Source organism: Methylomagnum ishizawai (assembly GCF_900155475.1).
Classification (GTDB): domain Bacteria; phylum Pseudomonadota; class Gammaproteobacteria; order Methylococcales; family Methylococcaceae; genus Methylomagnum; species Methylomagnum ishizawai_A.
Genome location: NZ_FXAM01000006.1, coordinates 1 through 24,559 on the forward strand (window position 1 = coordinate 1; position 24,559 = coordinate 24,559).

A 24,559-nucleotide genomic window follows, 5' to 3' on the forward strand; every position below is an offset into this window, starting at 1 on the left:
AATAGCTTTCAATGGACTGACATCACCGGTTTCAGAATACCTGAGGGTATCCTCTTATCAGGCGAGCTTGGTCGATGATTTTCTTTCCAGGCGTGATCCTGGTTTGCAGCAGGCTGTCTCCGAGGAAATCAGCGGACTATACGCCACCAGTAAAGAAGAAATTCCGGATACCGATCCTGACGCGGCCAATATCCGTTATGCCTGGATGCTGGATCGGCTTATTCCCGAGGCGGGACGACAGCATCCACACAGTTGGAAGGCCTATCGGGAAGCCGCGCAAATTGTCCTCGCCAAATTCTTCGAAACCTGCGACGCCTATGAGTATCCAGACAGCAATCCTGCCGCATAAGCATGTGCGCTTTTGCGATTCCATCGTCGGCCTGGCGGGGTTCCTGCGCCAGTTATTGGAGGAACCCCGGACCATCGATGAGCTATGGGCGCTGCTGGACCGTGAGAACTCCGGTTGGCCCGTGCGTCCGACCTTTACGAACCTGGTGCTGGCCGTGGATATTCTGTTCGCGATAGGACAGGTGGCGGAGGCCACGAATGGCCGGGTGCGCCTGGTGATGACCCATGAAACTGATTGAACTGTCCAGCGACAAACCATCCTTCAAAACCCTCCGGTTCAATCCGGAGGGATTGACGCTGATCGTCGGGGACGGGCGCAGGACAGTAGGAAGGATGGCAGCAGTAATGGGGTTGGCAAGACCTTGGCTTTGGGGCTGGTCCATCATTGTTTGGGGGCCAATGCCGACAAAAAACTGAAAGCGGCGGTTCCCGATTGGATGTTCCGGCTGAGGCTTAGCCTCAATCAAAAGGAACACCTTATCGAGCGCAGCGGCGATGGAAAAACCCTGATTTTGGATGGAGCCCCAATCAGGCTTAACGCGCTCCGTGACTGGCTCAATGAGTGCGGAGCGTTCCGGCTTGACCCGCACATCGAGGGCCTGAGTTTCAGGGCGCTATTCCGCCGGTTCGCGCGGCATGAACGCGAGGATTGCCTCGATCCCCTGAGGACGAACAAGGAAACCCCGTTCGACGCCCAGCTGCGGAGCCTTTATCTGTTGGGGGTGGACTGCTCCCTGGCGCAGAGCAAGCGCCGCCATAAGACGGAGTTGGACAACCTCAAACAAACCAGCAAGACCTGGCAGCATGATCAGGTTTTGAAGGATATGTTCCGCGCCGGGGCCCAGCCCAAGGTGCGCGCCGAATGGCTGGAAAAGGAAATCCCGCGCATCAAGGCGGACCTCCAGGGTTTCCAGGTCGCGGAGAACTACCGGGCGATCGAAGTACAGGCATCCGAACTGACAAGCCAGATACGGGAGAATGAACGGAAAACGGCGGTCATCCATTTCCAGCTTGAGGGGATCGACAAGGCCCTGAGGCAGCAGCCGGATATCTCCCGCGACGACCTGTTGTCCCTGTACCAGGGCATACAAAGCGTCTTCAAGCCCGACGTGCTCGCGCACTTCGATGCGGTCGAGAGATTCCACCATTCCCTCGCCGCCAACCGCAAAGCCAGGCTGGAACAAGACCGGCTGGCCTTGCACGGGGAACTTGCCTCGATAGAGGCGGCCTCCAGGGAAGTCGCGGCCAGGAGGGACCAGCTGCTCCAGACCTTGCAGGGGAAGCGCGCGCTTGACGAATATGCGGCCTTGGCGAACCAATTGGCGGTGCTACAGGAGGAGCAGCACCGCCTCAATGAGTTCCTGAACTTCGCGGCCAGCCTCAAGGAAAGGGAACAGGACATCAAGGAGAAGAAGGTCGAGGAAGACCGGACGGCCGCCGAATACCTTGGCGGCAACCCCATGGCCAATCCCGACAAGGTATTCTCATGCCTCGCGGAATTGCTCTATCCCAGGACGCCCGCGGGCATCGTCATGGAGAACAACACCGGGGACAATCAGATCCGCTATGACCTGACCGTGCAGATTGAGGGCGACGCCTCGGACGGGATCAACGCCGCGCGCATCCTATGCTTCGACTGGCTGTTGCTGATGCACGGGGCCAACCACACCATGGGGTTCCTCTGGCACGACAACAGGCTGTTCGCCGATATCGACCCGCGCCCCCGGGCCGCCTGGTTCTCGTACCTCATGGGCGCGATGCCCGGCACGGGGAAGCAATACATCGCGACGATGAATACCGAGAACTTCGCCGCGATGGGCGAGCATATCGCGCCCGACCACATGGAGGCGCTCAACAAGGCCGTCCGCGCCACGCTGCGCGGGGACGCCCCGGGGAATAAGCTGCTCGGGATGCAGTTTGGCGGCCAGCTATAGGTGGCGACGACCAGGGATCCACCAGCGTGACGCCGGTGCCGGTGATCGGGGTCTCTGTCAGCGACGCCGCCAGCCCGTCCTAGATCGACGTCTCTTGGACGGCGGTCTCCAGGGCGACCGGCTACAAGGCGTATGTGGCGACCTCCAAGCCCGGTCCCTTTGCTCTGTTTTCGTCATGGTTGCGGGTGAACCGGGAACTTATGGATAGTCGAAGGTGTGCGGAGGAATGTGCTGTCGAAGCTGAGTTTTTTCGAGCGCCGCCACGGCGGCGGCGGACTTGCATACATTTAGTACAGTTGCTCCGTCGTTTCTGATATCGCATATGCTCAATCCACTCTCGATAAGCAGTTTGCATATTGATAGTGCTGCTGCTTTATAGCGCTTATCTCTGTAATTCAGGGCATTTGCCGCAGCGTGCAGTAGCGTGCCGCCATCCGGCAGTCTCGCATGAATATTTGCTCCACGGTTGAGCAAAAATTGGAAATTACCAAAACCCGTTTCAGGGTATCCAAACCCTATCAACTCAATCGACCTATAAATCGGCGTAAAGCCCTCGTCGTCCACCGAATTAATATTAGCACCGAAGTCCAATAATATGCCGATTACTTCGGTATTGATAAAATTCATGGATGTAGCGTAATGCAAGGGAGTCCAGCCACGGTTATCTTTTGAATCTAGTTTCGCGCCGGCAAAGATCAGGGAAATATGGCGCGTTCAGAACCGCATTGAGCGGCTTCATGCAGCAAGGTTGAACCGTCATAATACCTTTTATTGGCGTCCATTCCAAATTCGAGTAGTAATTGGATAAGTTCGCTTTTGTTGTATCCAAGAGCGTAAGATATTAAATTTTCTGCTATATATAAATCTTCATTGTATTTTATAATATACGACATTACTGCATCATAATCACCTTCTTCAATAGCGCAGTAAACCATGCAGGCATGATCCATGTCAGAATAGCTATCATCCAATATATCTAAGGTAGTGGACATGATTTTTTAAAAAATTGTGCTACTGATTCATTAAAGCACATCGCCCCTTTAGGAAATCCTAAAATCCGATGTGCCTGCTGCAATTGCGCCAATTCCTGACCGAGCCGGGCTTGTTCGCCTTCTCGACCCGGAAAACCCGATCCTTCGGTGGAACTCCCCGTCATCCCTGTCCGCGCACCGCACCGACTTCGTCGCCAAGGATGCGGTCTGGTCTGAGCCACCTGCGGCGGCACGTCCCCGTTTTTTCAGTGATCTTTTGTGATGTGACCGGATCCAAGCAGATCCAGTTGGATCCAATTTTTGCTGTTGTAAGGTGGTGCGTGCTGTGTCGGCGTTGATTTGAAGCGATTCGTTCCAGATCCGACCGGATTCGATTGGATCCATAGGTGATTCGTGCCGTGTTCGTGTTGTTTTGGTTTCGTGTCGAAATGATGCAACTAGATCCGTTTAGATCCATTCTGGATCCGATCGTTTTTCAGGTGACCGAATGGTTTTCGGCGATTTTTCTTTATTTTGTTAATCAAATAAAAACTTTTTGGTTTTCCTATGCGACATCCTTGGTTTTTATTAAGATACCTATTATTCGCTATGGAATTTTTAGGTGTTATGAGTTAGCGAATAATAGGGGCTAGGTGGCCCCAGGTGCCCGAAAGCCACCCATCGAAAACCTGAAAATTTCTTGGAAACCAGACATGACCGAATCGATTAACAAAACGGACTTGATTTATCGCGCAAATCAATATCTTATTGGTAACCCCCCAAAATCGCTTACTGAAGACACATTTCAGCAATACTTAAAAGAATATTCGCGGACCGTGAAGCCTTCTTTGCCGATAGGGGAGGTTCTGGAGAGGATTTTCGGTACCCGGAAAAAATCGACTTATTACAAGCGGAAATATGCGATCCGGGCGATGCTTTCGCTGGACATACAAAAGGTTGTTGGGGAATTCGAGGGTGCCGGGGATCCTGTAGTTGGAGCGCGACTGGCCGACTTGCTCGACCTGGCCGAGCGGATGGAGTTTATGGGACGCGCATGTCCGGTGGTTGACCAGATACCAAGGAAATCGAAGCGTAATGACCTGACAGGTTTGCCGTCCGACTGGCGTGAAAAGATGCTTGAACGCATGCTTGAATCGGACAACTACGTCCCCGCGCTGACGGCGGCGGTGTCTGGATGCCGGCCCGAAGAGCTAAAGCACGGGGTGAGGATATGGATCGAGGGGGATACGTTGACGCTCAAGATCGTGGGCGCAAAGATCGGGAAGGAAAGTGGCCAGCCCGAGCGGTTCATCCGTTACGCCCTGCCGAACAAGAATGGGCTGGTTACCGACATGTCCGACCTGGTGAAGATGGCGGGCGGGGAGCTTGATGTAGCCATTAAGAATCCGAGCTCTTTCACGTCCGCTATCACATATTACGGCAGGATGACTTTTCCGCGGCGGCATAAGTCGATCACGCCATATTGTTTCCGCCACGCTTTTGCTTCCGACATTAAGAAAGTCGTGGGGGATGCGGACCTGGTCAGCGAAGCTTTGGGGCATCGGTCAGACAGAACGCGCTCTCGATATGGAAATTCAAACATTGGTAGAGCGGGCGGTGTTATTCCTGCTGAAATCGGCTCCACCCACGAAGTTCGGCATTCCCGGTCGCCGGGGAAAATGCCCGAAAAGGAAACTCTGGATACTGGACTTGCGTAGTTATTCGCGGTCCAGTTTTTCGAGTATAGCTTCGATGAGCCAGGTATGCCGTGGGGTTTTGACCCGTCGGTTTTTGACTGCCAGATCCACGCGCTCGATGATATCCGAAGGGACACGGAGGATGATCGGCGTGATTTCCTTCTTGCGTCCGGTTTCGCCAGCGACGCTGCCGCCTTTGTGAATCAATGCATCGACATCAACGGCTTCGGGTTTTACTTTAGGTTTCCGGGTGATTGCCATATCGCTCCTATGGTTTATTCGGATACTGCTACGGTATCGAATACATATCTGAACAGCGCCCAGATTTCCTCGGCGGCTTTTGTATCTTGAGGTTTGAGTTCTATCACTGCTAGGCCTTGGGCGGCGGCATTGCTGAACGCCTTCCGCGTCCCAAGGGGGGTGTCGATGAACGCCAGGACTTCGGTTTCTCGGATTACTTCCGCCGCCTCGGCATTGTCCCTGCCGTTGGGGTCGGCACGGTTGATAAAGGCGTACGCCTTTAGGTTCGGATTCGCGGCCCGCATCTCGCCCACTAGGCTGGAGACCTTCTCCAATGTCCACACATCGAAGGAGCGAGGCACGAAGGGCACCAGGAGGACGTCGGCGACGGCGAGGGCGGCGCGCTGGCTTGTGGTATCGCGTCCACCAGTGTCGATGACGATGTCGTCGTACTTGCTCGCGAGCTTGAGGGTTTCGGTGCGCACCGCAGAGCCCGTCAACTTGATGCTGGTATAGCCAGCACCACTTGGCAGGCGCTCGCTACGTAGCGCGGTGAAATCGGTAGCTGTTTCCTGGTCGTCCGCGTCGATCAGCAGCACATCGCGGCCTTGCGCCGCGCGCATCACTGCCAAGTTCGTCGCAATCGTGGTTTTTCCGGAGCCGCCCTTAATTCCGCCGGAGACTAAAATCATTTTGATATTTCTCTGATATCTTTATAGCATTAAAAAAATATCATTTTTCCTTCATTTCAACAAGCAAATTGTAAAAAATCGGGTTCTCCCCGACTTGTCGTGATGATGTTCGGTTTGGCCCAGGCTTTAGAGGCGAACGTAGAGGTTCCATATCCTAGATCCAAGACCGACCGACCATTGCCAGCGCTGCGCGGGTCACAGAAACACCCAACCCACCCGGCGATATGTTCGATCGGGCAGGAGGAGTTCCAATAACGGGAGATGTGGCGACCCATGGCTGGAACAGTATTTCACCAGTCAGCGGCGGACCCGGAAGGCGGTTGAGTGGCTGATGTCGTACAGGCTGCAATATCCCCATGTGTCGCGCCATTGAGGAGGATTCCGGTGATGCAAGACCAAGCTGATCGGCTACAACCTCACCCAGCGGGAAGGCAGAGTGAGTTCCACGGAGGTCGATTTCGACCGGTCGGCGCGGATCGCCACGACGCGGTCGGGCCGGAAGTATTTGCTGATCGGCGAGCCAGGCATCTCGGATGACGAATGGTATGTCTTCTCGCAATTGTGGGGGATTTTGACTTCACCGGTATGGCTGGACGAGGATATCGACCGCTGGCTGGACCGCCGCCCGGATTCCTGAAAAGACGTTGGACCTGGCCCTTTGGGGTAAGACGCTCATGACCCGTGGCGCGAAGCGGTGGCTCTGACCCTATATTGCGTGCAGGAACGGCGCTAGCTTTCGGCCTCCTATGGGTGCCTGGCGGTCCGCGAGGCGCGGGATTGACCGATCTTGGGCGCAAGGGGCTCAGCGGTTGGCAACCCTGGACAGGCGTCGCTGGTAATAAGACAGGGTTTGAATTACAGGATTCCAGGAAGCTTACCTATGGAACGCATCGAAACAGCGATTTGGACAGCGCCACCGATATCCCAGGCACCCGTGGTGGAACTCATAGACTGGTCGGCGGTTCGGCTACCCACCGGTAAAGTCAGGTTGATCGGCTACGATCCTGAAGTGTGCGAAGGCAGGGTGAGTACCTCGGTCAAGGAGTTCGACTCGGCAACCAAGACCGCGACAACGCGTTCCGGTAGGAAATACGTGTTGACTGGGGACCCGGGATGGTCCGAGGCTGGTTGGCGGGTTTTCCGGCGCATGTGGGGCGACACGGATTTCACCGATGTCACTGAGGATTTCCTTTGAACCCAGGCTGCAAGGATCCTTGTGGCCTAGTGGGTGGAGCTTGTGATGGCGCTATTAATTCTACTTTGTCAGATTCATTCCAAGGCTTTCATTGACCGCCTAGCGTGGGAATCGCTGGCTTGCCGCCGCAACCGATGCCGCTTGGCGATGATGTCGGCCAGGTCTTCGGCGGTGAGTGGGCGGCGGGGCAGCAGATGGGCGAGCGCCGTGACCAGGTCGCTGAACGAGAGCATCGGCCACGACTGGCGGCCCGCGACCTTCTGCTTCTCGAGGAACAGGGTTCCCAGCATGACCAAGGCCATGTGATGGTGCCAGGCATCCAGCGGCGGACTTGGTAATCGGCCATGCCGCACTCGCCCTTGGCCTCGCGGAGGCTGTGCTCGATGAAGAAACGCTGGGCCTGGACCCCCGCCAGTTCGATCCAGGACGTATGGGCGGGGGCGTTGGAGAGGCAGTAATGGGAGATTTCGCGGGCACCGACTTCGCGGCGGACCAGCAGGTGCCAATTGCCGTACCCCCGCTCAACAACCCTCTAAGAGCACATCCCAGTGGAGGCGAATCAAATAGATATCATATTGATACTTTAAAGGCATCAACATAGTATCTTTAATTGCCGTCGAACCTTGTCAGCGGCATGGATTGGAACTTGTCCCGTCCTGCATGACCGCTCCAGCCCGGCGGCGCTGGAACCATCCCATCGCCCACCGCCGGTCATCCCCGGTAGCTACCACTCCAACCGACCTCGGTCGTCATGGCTGCCTTTCCGATACCATCCCGACGCCCACTCTGGCACCACAAAATTTCCAAAAATGTGGAATAGGTCTCAATTTTCAAATCGTATTTTTACGTAATACAATAAAAGTATGATGTAATATATGCCAATAGCACATTGAGGAAATCAAGAATGGCCCGCCCCGGACTTACTTACGATCAAATCGCGGATGCAGCTAACTCTGTTGTCGCGTCGGGCAGGAAGCCGACGCTCGAATCGGTCAGGTCGATTCTTGGAAGTGGTTCCAATTCGACGATTCACTCGGCGCTTAAGAAATGGCGCGAAGCGAATCCCGCGCCCCTTTCTGCATCGACGCGCATACCGGACACCTTGCTGCTCGAGTTGAGCAGGGCGCTGGAGCGGGCCGGTACGAATGCGCGCGCGGAGCTTGAGCAGCAGTTGGCTGAAGAAAGGTCGGAGCTAGACCGAATGGCTTCGGAAACCGAAGTGCTGGAGGATAAGGTCGCCGTATTGCAGGACCAGGTCGCGCACCTACAAAGGGAGCGCGATCAAGCCGTTGCCGTTGCCGATTCGCGTGAGCGCGAGGTCCAGCGGTTACAAGACGACCTTGATGGTGAGCGCAAGCTCCGGACCTCCGCCGAAAGGGAAGTAGCGGCGCTTACCGTCCGCCTCGAAGTCGAGAGAGAAGCCCGTTCCGAAGAAAAAGAGAAAATCACTTTGCTTGAAAAGCGGATTCTTGAGGAAAGTTCGAAGGCGGCGGTATCCGAATCAATGCGGGAAACCCTGGCTGCGCAGCTTCACGAGATGCAAAAACGGGTTGAAGGTAATGGCTGAAGACCGGACGAGAAGGGCGGTATGTCGACAGGTTTCGGCCATGTCGTGCGATGCATACGAAATCGGGATCCGGGATTATGTCGAAAAGAAGATGATGATACGCGCTTGGAGTCCGAGCAAGGTCATCGAATCCGTTCCTTGGCTGAAGCGGATGAACTTGATGTGCAACGACATTTTCATAAAACCGGCTCCCGGGTCGGAGACCGGCATTATTTTGATCGACGATATTGATTATGACACCGTCGAGCAAATGAAAATGGATGGCTACGAGCCAATCGTTGTTGTCGAGACCTCTCCCAAAAATTATCAAGCATGGATTCGGCTTGGGAAATCGGTCCAGGAAGGGGTAAGGACTGAAGCGGCCATCCTGTTGGCGGAGGAATACGGCGGCGACCGCAATTCCGCGCACGCTCTCCATTTCGGTCGGCTGGCGGGTTTCACGAACCGGAAATCGGAGCACACGACGGCAAGGGGGCAGCCATGGGCGCTGCTTGCTTACGCCACCGACTTGAAACCCAATTTCGTCGCGTCGTCTGCTGAAAAGCTTTTAGGCGAAGCGGTTATGGCGCATGAGGACAAGGAAAGGGCGAGCAACGAACGGATGGTGCAAGCCAGGGCATCCATTCCTCTACCATCGGAGGGGTATGGATCGTTTGCTAAGTGGTACAAAGCGTTTTCGTCAAATGCGAGGAGTCCTTCGGAAGCGGATTGGAAGTTATCCGTTATCGCTTTGATGAATGGGTATGGAATCGATATTGTCCGGCAATTGATTATGGAGCATTCGACTGGATTGCAGGACAGGAAAAAAGGGCATGTGGAGGATTATCTGGCACGGACGGTTGGAAAGGCGGAGATATGGGTTGAAATGTTGGCGAGCGGGGTTTTCGTGGAATACGAAAAGGTCAAGCATAAGCTTCTTAGGCTTGCCCAAGAGCGTGCACGAGAAAGGGAGCGGGAAGGAAACAGACGGCAATTAACTGCGGAATAACTGGGGGGTGGTCTCGTGGGACGGGCATCGCACGAGACCGCGCCATAATCATTGATGTGATTGGATCCGAGTATGGCAATTGATATTTTACACTGTTACGAAGAAAAACCGAAAATTCGTGAATACGTTTTGCCGGGCTTGCTGCCCGGCAAAGTGGGGGCCATGGTGAGTCCTGGTGGTCTTGGCAAATCCATCTTGTCGCTCATGCTCTCGCATGTTGTCGCCGGGGGTGCCGACTTGCTTGGTCTTGAGCGATGCCAGACGGGGCGGGTTGTGTACTTGTCCGCAGAGGACGACGCGGAAATCCTGCATTCGAGGCTGCACGCGATAGGTAGGTTGCTGACCGAAGAGCAGCGTGGCCGTTGTGTGCGCAATCTCCTGGTCGAGGATCTCACATCGCACATGCCGGATATGTTGGGAGGCAATGGTCGAGCGTGGCGGGAATCCATTGAGAACCTTGCGACCGGTTCGCGGCTTTTATTTCTGGATACCCTTCGCAGCTTTCATGCGGGAGATGAAAACGATGCATCCTTAATGTCTGTGCTAATTGGGCACATGAGAGGAATTGCTTCCAGGACCGGTTGTGCGATCATTTTCCTGCACCATACGAGCAAGTGGATGTCGACGAGCGGGCAGGGTGACGCGCAACAAGCATCCCGAGGTTCAAGCGTACTGACGGATAATATCAGGTGGCAAAGTTACCTCGTGGCGATGTCAGAAAACGAAGCAAAGCGGTTTTGTCTTGAAACCTCGGAGAAACCCATCGGTGTCGAGAATAGGCATTATTACGTTCGCTTTGGGATTTCAAAACATAACTATGGTGGACCCATTAATGATAAGTGGTTCAGACGTGGAAATGAAGGAATCTTTGAATCTGTTAACCTCAGCGTTGGCGTTAAAAAAGAGAGAGAAAACCGGAAGCGTGGGGACGTCAATGTATGATCTAACCCACGCGCGTCACGACCCCGCTCACTGTCTTGCACCAGGCCTTTTTCGCGGATTGAAGAGGGGGGATTATAAAAAACAAAAACTCGACGTTAGATATGAATACGGAAAAGATGAATGGATTCATTTTGCTGGTTTTGAGCCGCTCGGCGCACCCGAGCTTAGGCTTTTGCAAGGTATCGTTGCCATGGCTGGACCCTCGGATTTGCTTCTTGACCTGGATAACCCCAAAAGCGATTTAGGAAAGCAACTAAGCCTGTTTTTGGATCCAAGGTTTGAGGCTATTAAGGATGATGCCAGGGTCGTTAAGTCTAGCCTGTGGAAACTGATGCATGAAATTGGATATAGCTCTGATGATAAAAAGAGCCGTGCTTCCGTCATGGATAGCATTCGTAGATTATCCGCAGTTTCTATTTTTATCAGGAAAGGAAAAAAAGAATGCGGTTTTCATCTATTAAGCTATTTGACCGATGAAACAGATGGTAAGCTTTTAATAGCTTTAAACCCAAGAATTACGGGGGCAGTGATTGGATTAAGGCCTTATGCAAGGATTGAGCTTTCCGAGACTAGGGCATTATCGAGCGATTCAGCGCGGCTGATTCATCAAAGGTTATGTGGCTTCATTGATCCCGGAAAAATGCATAAGTCGGATATTAGGATTGAAACATTATCTGAGTATGTATGGCCCGAAGAGGCGGGTGCCAGTGCAATGCGTGACCGTATGGCAACTGTTCGCAAAGCGATGAAAGAAATCGAAAGCCTTGGGTGGACAGCCACAGAAACTGTTCGCGGGAAATTCAAAATCGGTAGACCACCAGTTGCCAAGGTCTCTCCATAAGAATCGGGCAGGCGATTTATCACCCCTGGTCCAGGATTCCCTAGGCCTGGGGTTCCCGCCGGACGGTGGACTTCGGCACCTACAACCCCCCTCTACCGGCAGGAGGCTATCTTCGAACAGGCGGGCCTTTCGATCCCGCGCTCGACCCTGGCCCAGTGGATCGGCCAGTGCGGGGTAGCGCTGCACCCCCTGGCCGAGGCCCTCAAGGCGGAAGTACTCGGGCAGCCCGTGCTGCACGCCGACGAGACCCCGGTCGCCATGCTGAAGCCCGACTCCGGCAAGACCCACCGCGCCTACCTCCGGGCCGTCCTCTACGACTTCGCCGAGACCCGCGCCGGGCAGAACGCCCGCGACTTCCTCGGCGACTGGCGCGGCACCCTGGTCTGCGACGACTACGCGGGCTACAAGGCGCCGAGGCCGGCTGCTTGGCCCACGCCCGCCGCAAGTTCCACGAGATCCACGTCCAGCACCAAAGCCCGGTCGCCACCGGGGCGCTCGGGTTCTTCCAGAAGCTCTACCGCGTCGAGCGCGAGGTCGCCGACCTCGATCCCGAAGCCGGGTCACGGCTCCGGCAGGAGCAGGCCCGCCCCCTGGTCGCGGCTATGCACGCCTGGCTGACCGGGAAGCGGAGCCAGGTGCCCGACGGCTCGGCCATCGACTATTCCCACAAGCGTTGGGCTTCGCTCACCCGTTTCCTCAAGGACCCGGGCGTGCCCGTGGACAATAATTGGCTGGAGAATCGAATCCGCCTGTCGCCCTGGGTCGCCGTTACTGGCTGTTCGCCGGAATCTGCGCGCGGGCCAGCGCGCCGCCGCGCTCATGAGCCTGATCCAGTCCGCCAAGCTCAACGGCCACGATCCCTACGCCTACCTCAAGGACGTCATGGACCGCCTGCCCACCCACCCAGCCTAGCTGACCGGGGCTTTTCTCCATGGTTTTTCTATGACCTAGCGGCGTATCTTCAAGCGCCGAGCCATGCCCATCCGCTTCAATTTCAGACCAACTTCCGTCTGCCCACCGGCCCCAATACGTTTCTAAGGAAAGCCGCGAAGATTCGACGTTCCTGAGTCGGCGGGAAATCCTAAACGCATGAGTTTGTCCGGACTCCGTCGGCGTTATCCCGGCAAATACTATATAAAATTTATGGTTTACGACGGGACGCGACCCGTTTTTTGCCTCTTCTCGACCCGCTGGAACCCTTGCCACGCCTGGGCTGTCGACGTTATCCCGGTAAATTGTCGACGTTATCCCGGTAAATTGTCGACGTTATCCCGGTAACTTTCCGATTCCGCAGTTTTTTTAATCCATTGAAATCAGTGACTTAAAAAAAAAGCGTCCAAGATATTTCTCCAGAAATATCCAGCCGCTCGGTGGGAGGCGCAGCCGACCTCCCACTGAGCTTGCTGCTACCACTGTCTTGGTTTCAACAGCACACCCCCTGGGTTACTGAGCTTCTGTGGCGGCGAAAGGAAACCGGCAAAGATTCGACGTTTCCACAAACCGAGGCGTTCGCCACACACCGCCGCCCCTCCCTGCGGGGCGGAAAAGGAAAAAGACGGGGCCGGAGAGCGTTGTCGTTGTGGGAACTCTCGGCGGAAAAGGGAAGTGCCGCATCCCGTCCACGGGTGCGATTGGCGTCAATTACGTATTGGTCGATGGGGCAATAGAGAGGGGAACAACGCATCCAGGTCTCGGGTTTGTGTGGGTAAGCTGGGGTCGTTTTGCGTGTCCTAGGCATCTTGGGTGCATAAGGACGCTCATGCATCAGTGTGCCAATCCACTCAGGTACTGGACTCTGTCGGCGTTATCCCGGTAAATACCACACCATATTTATGGATTAATTGCTGGGCCAGACCCGTTTTCAGGACTCCTGATCTGTAGAGTCGGAGTTCGGCTCGATGCTGGTGAACAGGGGCAACAGTGCGTCTTGGCAGGGTGGGGGGTGGAAGGGCTGGAGCCGTTCCGCTTGTCGGGGGTTGAGTAGCAACGGAACCGAAAACCTTGGTAAGCGGATCACTCCATCTCGGGTACCGCGTTGGCGGGGTCGCGCAGGGGCCGCAGGTGTCCACGGGCGACCCCGTCGGGCAATCGGGCAAGTTGAAGCTGTAGCGGCCCAGCATGTTGATATGCCCGGAGCCCAGCGGCGATAGCCTGGCCAAATCCTCGTCGTGTACCGCGAAGCCTTGCCAACGGCGGACGCGGGTGACGGGGACGGCCAGGGCGCCGAAGGCAATAACCGTCCCGCGAGTGCGGTCGTGCGGCGTAGGGAACGCCGTACGTAGTGGGACACGCTTTTCCGGGAGCTCGACCCGTGGGAGCCGGGCGGCCACGGCCTCGCGCAGGGCGACGAGGGTCGCAGGCTCCTCCAGCCGGTCCAAGCCGGTCAGGACCAGGGCCTCGCCGTCGCCTTCCGGTTCGAAGCGCACGCTGCCGTTGCGCGGCAGGTGGGCCGCCACGGCGCGATAGGCCTGGTCGAGCCGCGCCGTCAGGCCGCCCACCGCTTCGGCGGCCACCGGGGAATGGCCCAGGGTCCGGCACACCGTCGGCCGCGTGGTCCTTCCAGGAGGCCGATCCGGGAATCCGCGTAGCGGAGGCTGGGGGCGGCGAAGATATCCCGGCACCGGAGGGCCTGGCGCAGCCGGTCGGCCAGGCAGAGGGTCCAGGCGCGGCGGTCCACGGCCTCCAGGGGTTGGACCCGACGCTTCCAAGAGGGCGGCACGAATTGGAGGGGGAAGGTGCGGACGAAGGCTAAAAGGACCGCCAGCCGCCGGTCCTCCGGCAGGCGCGCCATGCGCCCTGGCGGAGCCGGCGAAGCGGGCCAGGGCCAGCACCCGGGTTTGGGGCAGGTGGTCCGTGGCGGGTAGCCCGTCCGCCAGCCGGCGCACCTCTTCCAGGCGGTCGGCCGCGCGGACGAGTCCGGGGATGCTGGCGCGGGTCGGCCCCGTGCGCAACCGGTCCAAAGCGCTCTGGCGGGCGCCGTCGGCAGGCACCAGGAGGGCTTCCAACCGCTGTTTCTGCTCCGGGTCCAGCGGCTCCGCCAGGCACCGCCAGAATCGCCAGAATCGCCGGTTCGCCCGGCCACGGACCCGGGCGATGACCCGTTCCAGGGTGCTGGCACCGGGTAGGACGACCTTGGACGAGACCAGCCATGCCGTGGCCCGGTCGAACAAGGCGCCGGGCCGGTCCGGGCCGGTCCAGCACAGCGCATACAGCCACCGGTGCAGGCGGAACCGCACCGGCCCCTCGGAGAAGTCCCGATAGCCGTACTGCACGCGGATTTCCACGGGATGCCTCCACCGCCACGGACTGGTCCGGTACCCGTCCAGGGAGGCTTGGCCATCAAGGCCCAATTGGGCCGCCACGAAGCGGACGGCCACGGCCGGCACCTCGCACGGGTCTTCCAGGAACGTCCCGAGGAACCGCACGGTGCCCAGTTGCACCGCGCAGCCCAGGCGCATGTGTTCGCCGCGCCGGGACCCCACGAAGGCGCGGTCGGTGTCGTCAAGATGGAAATACCGGGCCAGCTGCTCCGGGGAGGGGTCGCCGGAATACCGGCCGTAGCGTTGCGCCTGCTCATCGGAAAGGAACCCAACCGGCATCAGCGCCGGTCCGGGGCGGCCAGCGCGCGATAGACCGAGGCCCGGCTCACCCCGAGGCGGCGGGCGATTTCCGTGGCGCCCAGGCCTTCCTCGGTCCGCAGGCGCCGGATCTCCGCCCGGTCGACCGAGGGCTTCCGGCCCCGGTAGGCCCCGCGGCGCTTGGCGAGGGCGATGCCTTCCCTCTGGCGTTCGCGGCGGAGGTTGGTTTCGAACTCGGCGAACACGCCGAGCATGTCGAGGAAGGCCTTGCCGGCCGCGTGGCCGGTGTCGATGGGCTGTTCGGTGGCCTTCAGGGCGATGCCGCGCCGCTTCAGGTCGGCCACGATATCTTGCAGGTCCTTGAGGCTCCGGGCCAGGCGGTCGATGCGGGTCACCACCAGCGTGTCGCCGGGACGGAGGAAGGTCAGGAGGAGTTCCAGTTCCGTCCGGCCTTCGCGCCGGGCACCGCTGGCCTTTTCGGCCCGGACCACCTCGCAGCCGGCGGCCCGCAGCGCCATATAGCGTATCGAATAGGCGGGGACAACCCTATTGGAACATAGGAAACGTCTCATGGCGTTCGTTCCGGAAGGGTTAACCCCAATGGGAAACATGCCGCCGAAGCCGCCGGAATCAAGGGCCTCAATCCTTACCAAGGTTTTCGGTTCCGTTGCTACTCAACCCCCGAGTCCTGGGTGATCTGGAGCGCCTTGCTGGGGTTTCATGGCTTCTCCCTACCTTTCTGGAAAACGTTCTATGTCGCCAGAGTGAGAATCCACAAAAACCATGATCTGTGCAGTTTTTGGTAGATTTGCGGTTGTGTGTGATAAGCTGATTCCGTGCAAAACCCGGTTGAGGATTAAGAATGGCGGAATTGGCAGGCTCGGCGGCATCGTTGGCGGACTTCATCTGGAAGAACGCCGAGGATTTATGGGGGAACTTCAAGCATACTGACTTCGGTAAGGTCATCTTGCCGTTCACGCTGCTACGGCGTTTGGAGTGCGTGTTGGAGTCGACGCGCAAGGAGGTGGGCGAGGCCTACGCCTCCTTCAAGGATTCAGGGATCGATCTCGATCTGATACTGCGCCAAACCACCCGCTACCCGTTCTACAACACTTCCGGATACGCGCTGGACAACCTGGGCAGCAACAAGACCCGCCAGAACCTCCAAGACTACGTCGCCCATTTTTCCGATAACGCCCGGGTCATCTTCGAGCAGTTCGACTTCATCAACACCGTGATCCGCCTCGACAAGGCGGGATTGCTGTTCAAGATATGCAAGAACTTCGCATGCATAGACCTGCACCCGGAAGTGGTGCCCGACCGGGTCATGAGCAACCTCTACGAGCATCTGATCCGCCGGTTCGGTGCCGAGGTCAACGAAGGGGCCGAGGACTTCATGACGCCCCGCGACGTGGTCCATTTGGCCACGGCTTTGCTGCTGGACCCCGACGATGCCCTCTTCGAATCCAACCCCGGCTTGATCCGCACCCTTTACGATCCGACCTGTGGCACCGGCGGCTTCCTCACCGACGCGATGAACCATGTGGCCGAGTACGGCGACCGCTTCAAAGTGCCGCCGGTCCTGGTCCCCCATGGGCAGGAGTTGGAACCCGAAACGCATGCGGTCTGCCTGACCAGTATGTTGCTGCGCACCCTTGAATCCGATCCTGGACGCGACCTTTCCAAGAACATCAAGCTGGGTAGTACGCTGTCGAACGACCGTTTCGCCGGGGAGCGCTTCCATTACTGCCTATCCAATCCGCCTTTCGGAAAAAAATGGGAGAACGACCAGCAGGCAGTCACCACGGAGCATAAGGAAAAGGGCTTCGATGGCCGTTTCGGGCCGGGCCTGCCGCGCATCAACGACGGTTCGATGCTGTTCTTGCTGCATCTCGCCAGCAAGCTCGAATTGCCCGAAAACGGCGGTGGACGCGGGGCCATCGTGCTGTCCGGCTCGCCGCTGTTCAACGGCGGCGCGGGGTCCGGGGAATCGGAAATCCGTCGCTGGTTGCTGGAAAACGATCTGGTTGAAGCTATCGTCGCCTTGCCCACGGAAATCTTCTTCCGAACCGGGATCGGTACCTATCTTTGGATTCTCTCCAGCAAGAAGCCGGAGCATCGGCGCGGCAAAGTGCAGTTGATCAACGCGACCGGCCTTTGGACCTCGATCAAGAACGAAGGCAACAAGCGGCGCGTCATCGGCGACGAGCAGTTGAAGGAGATCGTCGCGGTTTATGCAGCCGCCCAGGATGGCGGCATTAGCCGGATACTGGATTACCAGACCTTCGGCTATCGGCGGATCAAGGTATTGCGTCCGCTACGGATGTCCTTGCATGTCACCCATGAAACTTTGGCGAACCTCAGGGCGGAAAAGGCTTGGGGCAAGCTGACCGAAGAACAGCGGGAAGCCTGGGAAGCTGTGTTGACCCCGTTCATGGACACGATCCATCCATGCGCCTGGGCGGAAACCCTGGCGGGAGCGGTGACCAAGTCTTCCATAGGCATCGGCAAGGTAAGCAAGGCTTTCGTGAAAGCGTTGACCAGCGCCTTGGGCGTGCGCGACCCGGAAGGTGAGCCGGTCACGGATTCCGAGGGTGGGATCGTTCCCGATCCCGAGCTTTCCGATTATGAGAACGTGCCGCTCACCGAGGATATCCGGGACTATCTCGCCCGCGAGGTGTTGCCGCACCTGCCGGATGCCTACATCGACGAGGATTTCCGTGACGATGGGGACAAGCAGATAGGCCGGGTGGGCTACGAGATCAATTTCAACCGCTTCTTCTATGAGTACGTACCGCCCCGCAAGCTGCACGATATCGATGCCGAGTTGAAGCAGGTGGAAGCCGAGATTGCGGCTTTGCTGGGCGAGGTGACGGAATGAGCCAGCCTATCGTGAATGCGGAAGTCCTGTTGGGCGAAATTCGCGGCCTGATCGAAACCGCGCGGCAGCAGGTGGCGCGGGCGGCCAATGGCGCTTTGACACTGACCTATTGGCGTATCGGCAGGCGTCTGCTGACCGAGAACCTGACCGAGGGCCGGGCTGAGTATGGTCGCCGGGTGCTTGAATCGCTGGCGGCTGAATTGGAGCGCGAATATGGCAAGGGCTTCAGCTATTCGGCGCTGACCCGTATGGTCCGTTTTGCCGAGCAATTTCAGGATGAACGGATTCTTGCGACGCTGTTGCAAGAATTGACCTGGAGCCATTTCCTAATTTTGCTGCCGATCAAGGACCCGTTAGCCCGCGAGTTCTACGCCGAAATGTGCCGCGCGGAACGCTGGACCGTCCGCACGCTGCGTAAAAAGATCGACGGCATGTTGTTCGAGCGGACGGCGCTTTCCAAGAACAGCGAGGCGGTGATCCGTCAGGAACTCGCCAGCCTGAACGAGGGGCGCATGACCCCGGACTTGGTGTTCCGCGATCCTTACCTGCTCGATTTCCTGGGGCTTGCCGGGACTTGGAGCGAGAAGGACTTGGAAGCCGCGATCCTGCGCGAGATGGAATCCTTCCTGTTGGAAATGGGCGGCGGCTTTTGTTTCGTGGCCCGGCAGAAGCGCATGAGCGTGGGGCGGGACGATTTTCACCTGGACCTCCTGTTTTATCACCGCTATTTGCGTCGGTTGGTCGCCGTTGAACTCAAGCTGGAATCGTTCCGTCCCGAGCATACCGGCCAGATGGAGCTTTATCTGCGCTGGCTGGACAAGCATGAACGCGCTCCCGGTGAGGAAGCGCCCATTGGCCTGATTCTGTGCGCCGAGGCGGATTCGGAGCAGGTGGAGCTTTTGCAACTCGACGAGAAATCCATCCGGGTGGCGGAATATCTGGTCCAGTTACCGCCGGTCGCGGTACTACGCGAGCGCCTGCACCGGGCGATGGTCCATGCGCGGGAACGCGGCGAGGGTTTGGCCGCATTGGAAGGGGGTGTGGAATGAGCCATTACAAGCCTTATCCCGAATATAAAGATTCCGGAGCGGAATGGATTGGGAAAGTTCCGGCGGATTGGGAAGTTCGGCGATTACGCCATATAGCAGTATTTACGAACAGCAACGTCGATAAAAAATCCTATGACGACCAGGAAACCGTCAAACTTTGCAATTACACCGACGTTTACTATAACGAGTTCATTAGGGCGAACTTGGGCTTTATGCAAGCTACCGCCAGCCCTTCCGAGATCGCGCAATTCTCGCTTAAAAAAGGGGATGTGATCATTACAAAGGATTCTGAAGACCCTGCTGATATAGGTATTCCATCGATTGTTTCCGAGGATATTCACGGCGTAGTTTGCGGTTATCACCTTACTTTAATCAGGACCGATGACTTAAATACCGCGCGTTACCTGCATAGGGTTCTACAAGCTCACCCTACAAAGGCCCATTTCTTCGTCGAGGCCCCTGGCATTACGCGTTATGGTCTTGGTCAAGATGCCATTGGGGATATCAGGGTTTGCTTGCCCCCTGTTGAGCATCGGGCCGAAATTGCTGACCAGCTTGACCGCGAAACCACCCGTATTGATTCCCTCATCGCCAAGAAAACCCGCTTCATCGAACTCCTGAAGGAAAAGCGCCAAGCCCTCATCACCCACGCCGTCACCAAGGGGCTTGATCCCCACGCGAAGATGAAGGATTCCGGGGTTGAGTGGATTGGCGATATTCCAGGGCATTGGGAAGTTCGTCGCATGGCAATGCTTTTTCGCGAGGCTGTACGTCTTGGCGACCCATCCTTGCCGGTACTATCCATTTCAATTCATGATGGTATTACCGACGAAGAGTTAGCTCCTGAGGATCGGGAGCGGCAGGTATATAAAATCGAAGATAGAACAAAATATAAGCGGGTCGTGCCAAATGATCTTGCTTATAACATGATGCGTGCTTGGCAAGGCGCTTTCGGTGCCGTAACTGTAGATGGTCTTGTTAGTCCGGCTTATGTCGTCGCTGAACCAATAATTTCCCTACATACTGGATTCGTTGAAAACCTATTGCGCACGTCCATGGCAATCGAGGAGATGCGTCGATTTTCACGAGGAATCGCAGATTTCAGAATGCGCCTTTACTGGGATTATTTCCGTGACTTGAAAATTTGCTTACCCCCGCTTGAAGAACAGGCCCAAATCCTGAGCAATATTGCAAAGGAATCTAAGCGCTTGGATGCTTTGGCAGGGAAAACCCAACACAGCATCGACCTCCTAAAAGAACGCCGCGCCGCCCTGATCACCGCCGCCGTCACTGGCCAAATCGACCTCCGGGGGGAAACCATATGAACGGCGACACCGCGCACCGGGAAAATAATTTTGAAGCCTACGTGGTTTCCCGGCTGAAAGCCCAAGGCTGGCTAGTCGGCAATACCCTGGATTACGACACCGAACGCGCCCTTTACCCGGAAGATTTAGTGGCCTGGCTGGAAGCCACCCAGCCCGATAAATGGGAAAAGCTCCAGAAGGACCACCCCGGCAAAGCCTCCGAGACGTTCATGGCCCGCCTGGGCAAGGCGTTGGACCAACACGGCACCATTCATGTGTTGCGCCGCGGCTTCTCCATCGCCGGTTGCGGCCATATTGACCTCTCGGAAGCCGCCCCGGAAGACCAGCGCAACGCCGGGATACTCAAGCGCTACGCCGCGAACCGCCTGCGGGTGGTTCCCCAGTTGCAATACCATCCGGTCCGCAAGCTGGCGATAGACCTCGTGCTGTTCATCAACGGCATCCCGGTCGCCACCGTGGAACTCAAGACCGACTTCACCCAGTCCGCCGAAGCGGCCATAGAGCAATACCGCACCGACCGGTTGCCCTACGATGCCAAGCTCAAGCGCCGGGAACCGCTGCTCACCTTCAAGCGCGGGGCCATCGTCCATTTCGCGATGTCGGATTCCGAAATCCAGATGGCCACCAAGCTCGATGGCGAGAACACCTTCTTCTTGCCCTTCAACCAAGGCAACCAAGGCCACGCCGGGAATCCGGAACGCGAGGACGGCGAATATCCCGTGGCCTATTTCTGGGAACAGGTCTGCCAACGGGATGCCTGGCTCCGCATCTTCCATAGCTTCGTCTACGTCGAGAAGAAGAACGTGGTCGACCTCAAGGGCAATTGGTCGACGCGGGAAACCCTGATCTTCCCGCGCTTCCATCAATGGTCGGCGGTCAATGCCATGATCCAGGATGCCCGCGACAACGGTCCCGGCATGACCTACCTCGCCGACCACAGCGCGGGTTCCGGCAAGACCAGTACGATTTCCTGGACCGCCCACGACCTCGTCAAGCTACGGCGGGACAACGGTGCGGCGATCTTCAACAGCGTCATCATCGTCACCGACCGCACCGTGTTGGATGGGCAGTTGCAAGACGCGGTCAAGCAGATCGATCACCAGTTCGGCGTCATCGCCGCCATCGACCGGCAGAAGGCCTCCCAATCGAAAAGCAAGCAACTGGCTCAAGCGTTATCCGGCGGCTCGCCCATCATCGTTGTGACCATCCAGACCTTCCCCTATGCGATGGAGGCCATCGTCACCGAGGAATCTCTGAAAGATAAGAACTTCGCGGTCATCATCGACGAAGCGCATGCCTCCCAGACCGGCGCCACCGCTGCCAAGCTCCAGACCGCGCTTTCGATGAGCGGCCAGGGCAAGATGGACGCGATGACCGTCGAGGAGATTTTGGAAGCGCTGCAAAAGTCCCGCGCCCGCCCCAGCAATGTCAGCTATTTCGCCTTCACCGGCACGCCCAAGCATTCCACCTTGATGCTGTTCGGTCGTCCCGCCGACCCGGCCCAACCGGCGTCCAAAGAGAACTTGCCGATCCCGTTCCATCGCTATTCGATGCGCCAGGCCATCGAGGAGCGGTTCATCCTGGACGTTCTGCTCGGCTACGTGCCCTACAAGACGGCGTTCAATCTCGCCAAGCAGTCCGAAGACAGCAAGCGGGTCAGCGGCAAGCACGCCAAGCGCGCCCTGGCGAAGTGGATGACCCTGCATCCGACCAACGTCACCCAGAAGGTCCAGTTCATCATCGAACACTTCAGCAAGAACGTTGCCCACCGCCTCGACGGGAAGGCCAAGGCGATGGTGGTGACCAATTCGCGCGCGGCGGCGGTCCGCTATAAGAAGGGCTTCGACCGCTACATCGAGAAGCACCCTGAATACCTCGGCATCCGTTCCCTGGTGGCCTTCTCCGGCAAGCTCACAGGGAAGGATGTCGCGCACAACGATGACCCGTTGCTTCAGGACGACCTGTTCCTAGTCGATGAGGCGGAAGAGTTCACCGAAGCAGGTATGAACCCAGGGGTGGGTGGCCAGGACTTGCGCATCGCCTTCGACCGCCCTGAATACCGGGTGATGTTGGTGGCAGACAAGTTCCAGACCGGCTTCGACCAGCCCAAGCTGGTGGCGATGTACGTCGATAAGAAGATCGCCAACGACGTCGAGATCGTCCAGACGTTCTCCCGTCTCAACCGGATCGCGCCCGGCAAGGACGAGGTCTACATCATCGATTTCGTCAACGATCCGGCCAACGTCCGCCGGGCCTTCGCGCTATACGACGAGGGCGCGCGGATCGAGGATATCCAGGATCCCAACGTGGTCTACGAGATCAAGGAGCAACTGGACGGACAGGGGATGTACACCGACGCGGACCTGGAAAAGTTCAAAACCGCGCGCTTCAAGACCCTCCGCGACATCACCCACGCCCAGGAGCCCCAGCACAAGGAGTTGTACGGCGCCACCGACCATGCCACCCGCATCTTCAATCAACGCCTGAAAATGCTCCGCGAAGCCGTGGCGACCTGGGAAGCGGCGTTCCAAAAAGCCCACGCCCAGGGCAACGAAGATGCCATGAAATCGGCGGACCATCAGCGCAAGGATTACGCGGGACAAATCAAGGCGCTCATGGCTTTCAAAGCGGGACTCGGGCGTTTCTGCCGCACCTATGGCTATGCCGCGCAGCTGATCGACTTCGGCGACCCGGAGCTAGAAAACTTCGCCGCGTTCGCCAAATTGCTCCAGAAGCGCCTCAACGGGGAAGCCCAGGAAAACGTCGATCTGAAGGGCCTGGTCCTGACCGGGTTCGACATCAAGGCATTGGAGGACCAACCCGGGGAGGACGAGGAAACGCCGGTGCTGAAACCGGTGGGTCCGGGGGGCGGCAACGGCACCGCCGACGACCCCTATTTTCTCCGGGAAATCATCGACCGCCTGAACCGGTTGTTCGGCGAGACCACGCCCCTTCGCGACCAGGCGACCTTCGTGAACCACATCGTGTCCATCGCGCGGGAAAACCAAGTCGTGATGGCCCAGATCGAGAACAACAACAACCGGGAGCAAATCATGAAAGGGAATTTGCCCGGCGCAGTCCAGCAGGGCGTGGTCAGGGCGATGAGTTCCCACCAGAAGCTCGCCACCTTGGTCCTGAAGTCGGATAGCCAAGCGATGCAAGCCTTGACCGACATGATCTATGAATTGATCCGCGACGGGCGCAGCATCGACCTGGACGCTTTCGGTGCTTGACCTGCTCAACCTACCGGGCATCGAGCCGGTCGATATCCGCGCGTCGGACCGGGGCATCCTCGTGATCGCCGAGGCGCTCGAAGGCACCCTGCCCGTGTGCCCGATGTGCGCCATACCGCTGCAACGGCATGGCCGTCGTTCCAACCTGTTCGCGGATCTACCAATGGAGGGGCAGCCGGTGAAAGTGGAGGTTTCGCGCCCCCGCTATCGCTGTGGCGCGTGCGGCAGGATGCAGGTGCCGGAACTGGCCTTCATCGACGAACGACGCCGGGCGAGCCGGCGCCTTGTCGCCTCCATTCGGGAACGTTCCCTCACGTCCACCTTCCATGCCTTGGCCGATGAAACCGGCTTGTCGGTCAACACCATCAAGTCCATCGCCCAGGACCATATCGATGCTCTGGCGCGCACGGTGCGCTATGAAACCCCGGTCATCATGGGTATCCATGAAATCGGCCTCGCGGGGTCTCCGCGCTGCGTCGTCACGAACTTGGCGACGAGCACGATCTGCGAAATCCTGGAGTCCCGTTCCTCCAAGCACCTGGACCCGTTTTTCCAGGGGCTTGCGGATGGGCGAAAGGTCGAGTGGGTGCATACGGGATCCCTGCGCCCCGCACACCGCGCATTTCTCGCTTTGCTTCCCCGCGCCCGCCGGGTCCTTGATCCTGTCCACCTCGCCCGGATGGTCGCGGGAGCGGTCCATGATCGGTCCAGGTGGGTGGATGCCTTCTTCGACCTCTACCGGATACAGGACAAGGCGGTTGCCCTGCGCGCATTCAAGGCGTGGGAACGTTCTCTGCCTGGCGACCAGTCCGGGGAGTTCTGCCAACTGGTCAGGACGGCAAGGGGCCAGCGCGAAGCCGTCTTCGCTTATTGGGACTCGCCCGCGCCGACGGCTTACGCCGAATGCCAGGCTGGGCTGGAGAAACTGCCCGGCGGCATGGGATATAGCTTTGAAATCATCCGGGCAAAAGTCTTGTACGCAGGCGAAGCAAGGAAGGTAGGAACCGGAACCGGGTCAATTGAGCCGCTGGAATATGGTCCTCATATTCCAACGCTGGTTACATGCGGTATCTTTTAG

At 57.8% G+C, this 24,559-nt stretch carries 22 protein-coding genes and 3 pseudogenes; 17 read left to right on the forward strand and 8 right to left on the reverse strand.

What is annotated here, in order from left to right; translation table 11 throughout:
• The 4 genes from B9N93_RS25880 to B9N93_RS23840 form a co-directional block, all read left to right on the forward strand.
• Positions 1 to 349: ABC-three component system protein (locus B9N93_RS25880; protein WP_217807400.1), on the forward strand; the 349-nt coding region annotated here is incomplete at its 5' end.
• Positions 318 to 587: an ABC-three component system middle component 6 gene (locus B9N93_RS23835; protein ID WP_085216859.1), complete on the forward strand. Its 270-nt coding sequence runs from the start codon at positions 318 to 320 to the stop codon at positions 585 to 587. The genes B9N93_RS25880 and B9N93_RS23835, both read left to right, overlap by 32 nt.
• On the forward strand, positions 574 to 765 hold the full coding sequence (locus tag B9N93_RS26115) for a hypothetical protein (RefSeq protein WP_217807401.1): 192 nt from the start codon (positions 574 to 576) through the stop codon (positions 763 to 765). The genes B9N93_RS23835 and B9N93_RS26115 overlap by 14 nt, the downstream gene beginning before the upstream one ends.
• A 95-nt stretch (positions 766 to 860) precedes the next feature.
• Positions 861 to 2,282 carry a DUF2326 domain-containing protein gene (locus B9N93_RS23840; protein WP_217807402.1) on the forward strand — a complete coding sequence of 474 codons (1,422 nt, stop codon included), beginning with the start codon at positions 861 to 863 and terminating at the stop codon, positions 2,280 to 2,282.
• 198 nt (positions 2,283 to 2,480) lie between these two features.
• Here the strand turns inward: B9N93_RS23840 and B9N93_RS23845 are convergent, their stop codons facing one another.
• On the reverse strand, positions 2,481 to 2,927 hold the full coding sequence (locus B9N93_RS23845) for an ankyrin repeat domain-containing protein (protein ID WP_254899541.1): 447 nt from the start codon (positions 2,925 to 2,927) through the stop codon (positions 2,481 to 2,483).
• 50 nt (positions 2,928 to 2,977) lie between these two features.
• Positions 2,978 to 3,274 carry an ankyrin repeat domain-containing protein gene (locus B9N93_RS25110; RefSeq protein WP_125469208.1) on the reverse strand — a complete coding sequence of 99 codons (297 nt, stop codon included), beginning with the start codon at positions 3,272 to 3,274 and terminating at the stop codon, positions 2,978 to 2,980.
• A 692-nt stretch (positions 3,275 to 3,966) separates the two neighbouring features.
• Between B9N93_RS25110 and B9N93_RS23850 the strand changes: the two genes are divergently transcribed.
• On the forward strand, positions 3,967 to 4,971 hold the full coding sequence (locus B9N93_RS23850; protein WP_085216861.1) for a site-specific integrase: 1,005 nt from the start codon (positions 3,967 to 3,969) through the stop codon (positions 4,969 to 4,971).
• On the opposite strand, the gene B9N93_RS23855 is transcribed toward B9N93_RS23850, so the two are convergent.
• Both B9N93_RS23855 and B9N93_RS23860 read right to left on the reverse strand, forming a co-directional pair.
• Positions 4,972 to 5,211: a hypothetical protein gene (locus B9N93_RS23855; RefSeq protein WP_085216862.1), complete on the reverse strand. Its 240-nt coding sequence runs from the start codon at positions 5,209 to 5,211 to the stop codon at positions 4,972 to 4,974.
• 14 nt (positions 5,212 to 5,225) lie between these two features.
• Complete coding sequence (locus B9N93_RS23860; RefSeq protein WP_085216863.1) at positions 5,226 to 5,882, reverse strand: AAA family ATPase; 657 nt, start codon at positions 5,880 to 5,882, stop codon at positions 5,226 to 5,228.
• A gap of 436 nt (positions 5,883 to 6,318) precedes the next feature.
• On the opposite strand from B9N93_RS23860, the gene B9N93_RS23865 reads away from it, so the two are divergent.
• Together B9N93_RS23865 and B9N93_RS23870 are read left to right on the forward strand one after the other, a co-directional pair.
• Positions 6,319 to 6,519, forward strand: a complete 201-nt coding sequence (locus B9N93_RS23865; protein WP_085216864.1) for a hypothetical protein — start codon at positions 6,319 to 6,321, stop codon at positions 6,517 to 6,519.
• Positions 6,520 to 6,762: 243 nt separating this feature from the next.
• Complete coding sequence (locus B9N93_RS23870; protein ID WP_085216865.1) at positions 6,763 to 7,077, forward strand: hypothetical protein; 315 nt, start codon at positions 6,763 to 6,765, stop codon at positions 7,075 to 7,077.
• Between the two features lie 74 nt (positions 7,078 to 7,151).
• On the opposite strand, the gene B9N93_RS23875 is transcribed toward B9N93_RS23870, so the two are convergent.
• Positions 7,152 to 7,379, reverse strand: a complete 228-nt coding sequence (locus B9N93_RS23875) for a hypothetical protein (protein WP_085216866.1) — start codon at positions 7,377 to 7,379, stop codon at positions 7,152 to 7,154.
• Between the two features lie 602 nt (positions 7,380 to 7,981).
• Here B9N93_RS23875 and B9N93_RS23880 point away from each other — a divergent pair.
• The 5 genes and pseudogenes from B9N93_RS23880 to tnpC form a co-directional block, all read left to right on the forward strand.
• Positions 7,982 to 8,644 carry a DNA-binding protein gene (locus B9N93_RS23880; RefSeq protein ID WP_085216867.1) on the forward strand — a complete coding sequence of 221 codons (663 nt, stop codon included), beginning with the start codon at positions 7,982 to 7,984 and terminating at the stop codon, positions 8,642 to 8,644.
• 40 nt (positions 8,645 to 8,684) lie between these two features.
• Positions 8,685 to 9,632, forward strand: coding sequence for a DNA-primase RepB domain-containing protein (locus tag B9N93_RS23885; RefSeq protein ID WP_176225430.1), 948 nt, complete (start codon positions 8,685 to 8,687; stop codon positions 9,630 to 9,632).
• A gap of 72 nt (positions 9,633 to 9,704) precedes the next feature.
• Complete coding sequence (locus B9N93_RS23890; protein WP_085216869.1) at positions 9,705 to 10,574, forward strand: helicase RepA family protein; 870 nt, start codon at positions 9,705 to 9,707, stop codon at positions 10,572 to 10,574.
• Entirely contained in the window at positions 10,567 to 11,415 is an 849-nt protein-coding gene (repC, locus tag B9N93_RS23895; protein WP_085216870.1) for a replication protein C, IncQ-type, read from the forward strand. The genes B9N93_RS23890 and repC overlap by 8 nt, the downstream gene beginning before the upstream one ends.
• 87 nt (positions 11,416 to 11,502) lie before the next feature.
• Positions 11,503 to 12,327, forward strand: a pseudogene (tnpC, locus tag B9N93_RS26640) (IS66 family transposase); the annotation flags it as partial.
• Positions 12,328 to 13,428: 1,101 nt separating this feature from the next.
• On the opposite strand, the pseudogene B9N93_RS27030 reads toward tnpC, so the two are convergent.
• From B9N93_RS27030 to B9N93_RS23915, 3 genes and pseudogenes are all read right to left on the reverse strand, one after another.
• Positions 13,429 to 13,607: pseudogene (locus tag B9N93_RS27030) on the reverse strand (Tn3 family transposase); the annotation flags it as partial.
• 903 nt (positions 13,608 to 14,510) lie between these two features.
• Positions 14,511 to 15,014 (reverse strand): annotated as a pseudogene (locus B9N93_RS26650) (DUF4158 domain-containing protein); the annotation flags it as partial.
• Positions 15,014 to 15,565 (reverse strand): recombinase family protein, encoded by a 552-nt coding sequence (locus B9N93_RS23915; protein WP_085216874.1) that lies wholly within the window; start codon positions 15,563 to 15,565, stop codon positions 15,014 to 15,016. The pseudogene B9N93_RS26650 and the gene B9N93_RS23915, both read right to left, overlap by 1 nt.
• Before the next feature lie 290 nt (positions 15,566 to 15,855).
• On the opposite strand from B9N93_RS23915, the gene B9N93_RS23920 reads away from it, so the two are divergent.
• The 5 genes from B9N93_RS23920 to B9N93_RS23940 are packed head-to-tail and all read left to right on the forward strand — an operon-like array spanning position 15,856 to position 24,559.
• A complete protein-coding gene (locus B9N93_RS23920) occupies positions 15,856 to 17,874 on the forward strand; it encodes a type I restriction-modification system subunit M (protein WP_085216875.1) in 2,019 nt (672 codons plus the stop codon).
• Positions 17,871 to 18,923 carry a PDDEXK nuclease domain-containing protein gene (locus B9N93_RS23925; protein WP_085216876.1) on the forward strand — a complete coding sequence of 351 codons (1,053 nt, stop codon included), beginning with the start codon at positions 17,871 to 17,873 and terminating at the stop codon, positions 18,921 to 18,923. The genes B9N93_RS23920 and B9N93_RS23925 overlap by 4 nt, the downstream gene beginning before the upstream one ends.
• The gene (locus B9N93_RS23930; protein WP_085216877.1) at positions 18,920 to 20,248 is read left to right on the forward strand and encodes a restriction endonuclease subunit S; all 1,329 of its coding nucleotides are present in this window, start codon (positions 18,920 to 18,922) and stop codon (positions 20,246 to 20,248) included. Before B9N93_RS23925 ends, B9N93_RS23930 begins: the two co-directional genes overlap by 4 nt.
• Complete coding sequence (locus B9N93_RS23935; RefSeq protein ID WP_085216878.1) at positions 20,245 to 23,481, forward strand: type I restriction endonuclease subunit R; 3,237 nt, start codon at positions 20,245 to 20,247, stop codon at positions 23,479 to 23,481. The genes B9N93_RS23930 and B9N93_RS23935 overlap by 4 nt, the downstream gene beginning before the upstream one ends.
• Positions 23,474 to 24,559 (forward strand): transposase, encoded by a 1,086-nt coding sequence (locus B9N93_RS23940; RefSeq protein WP_085216879.1) that lies wholly within the window; start codon positions 23,474 to 23,476, stop codon positions 24,557 to 24,559. The genes B9N93_RS23935 and B9N93_RS23940 overlap by 8 nt, the downstream gene beginning before the upstream one ends.

What these genes read in the sequence shown, in the direction of transcription:
- B9N93_RS23835 (WP_085216859.1), top strand. Translation starts at nt 318, where the DNA reads ATGAGTATCCAGACAGCAATCCTGCCGCATAAGCATGTGCGCTTTTGC.
- B9N93_RS26115 (WP_217807401.1), top strand. Translation starts at nt 574, where the DNA reads ATGAAACTGATTGAACTGTCCAGCGACAAACCATCCTTCAAAACCCTC.
- B9N93_RS25110 (WP_125469208.1), bottom strand. Translation starts at nt 3,274, where the DNA reads ATGTCCACTACCTTAGATATATTGGATGATAGCTATTCTGACATGGAT.
- B9N93_RS23850 (WP_085216861.1), top strand. Translation starts at nt 3,967, where the DNA reads ATGACCGAATCGATTAACAAAACGGACTTGATTTATCGCGCAAATCAA.
- B9N93_RS23855 (WP_085216862.1), bottom strand. Translation starts at nt 5,211, where the DNA reads ATGGCAATCACCCGGAAACCTAAAGTAAAACCCGAAGCCGTTGATGTC.
- B9N93_RS23860 (WP_085216863.1), bottom strand. Translation starts at nt 5,882, where the DNA reads ATGATTTTAGTCTCCGGCGGAATTAAGGGCGGCTCCGGAAAAACCACG.
- B9N93_RS23870 (WP_085216865.1), top strand. Translation starts at nt 6,763, where the DNA reads ATGGAACGCATCGAAACAGCGATTTGGACAGCGCCACCGATATCCCAG.
- B9N93_RS23875 (WP_085216866.1), bottom strand. Translation starts at nt 7,379, where the DNA reads ATGGCCTTGGTCATGCTGGGAACCCTGTTCCTCGAGAAGCAGAAGGTC.
- B9N93_RS23880 (WP_085216867.1), top strand. Translation starts at nt 7,982, where the DNA reads ATGGCCCGCCCCGGACTTACTTACGATCAAATCGCGGATGCAGCTAAC.
- B9N93_RS23885 (WP_176225430.1), top strand. Translation starts at nt 8,685, where the DNA reads ATGTCGTGCGATGCATACGAAATCGGGATCCGGGATTATGTCGAAAAG.
- B9N93_RS23890 (WP_085216869.1), top strand. Translation starts at nt 9,705, where the DNA reads ATGGCAATTGATATTTTACACTGTTACGAAGAAAAACCGAAAATTCGT.
- repC (WP_085216870.1), top strand. Translation starts at nt 10,567, where the DNA reads ATGTATGATCTAACCCACGCGCGTCACGACCCCGCTCACTGTCTTGCA.
- B9N93_RS23915 (WP_085216874.1), bottom strand. Translation starts at nt 15,565, where the DNA reads ATGAGACGTTTCCTATGTTCCAATAGGGTTGTCCCCGCCTATTCGATA.
- B9N93_RS23920 (WP_085216875.1), top strand. Translation starts at nt 15,856, where the DNA reads ATGGCGGAATTGGCAGGCTCGGCGGCATCGTTGGCGGACTTCATCTGG.
- B9N93_RS23925 (WP_085216876.1), top strand. Translation starts at nt 17,871, where the DNA reads ATGAGCCAGCCTATCGTGAATGCGGAAGTCCTGTTGGGCGAAATTCGC.
- B9N93_RS23930 (WP_085216877.1), top strand. Translation starts at nt 18,920, where the DNA reads ATGAGCCATTACAAGCCTTATCCCGAATATAAAGATTCCGGAGCGGAA.
- B9N93_RS23935 (WP_085216878.1), top strand. Translation starts at nt 20,245, where the DNA reads ATGAACGGCGACACCGCGCACCGGGAAAATAATTTTGAAGCCTACGTG.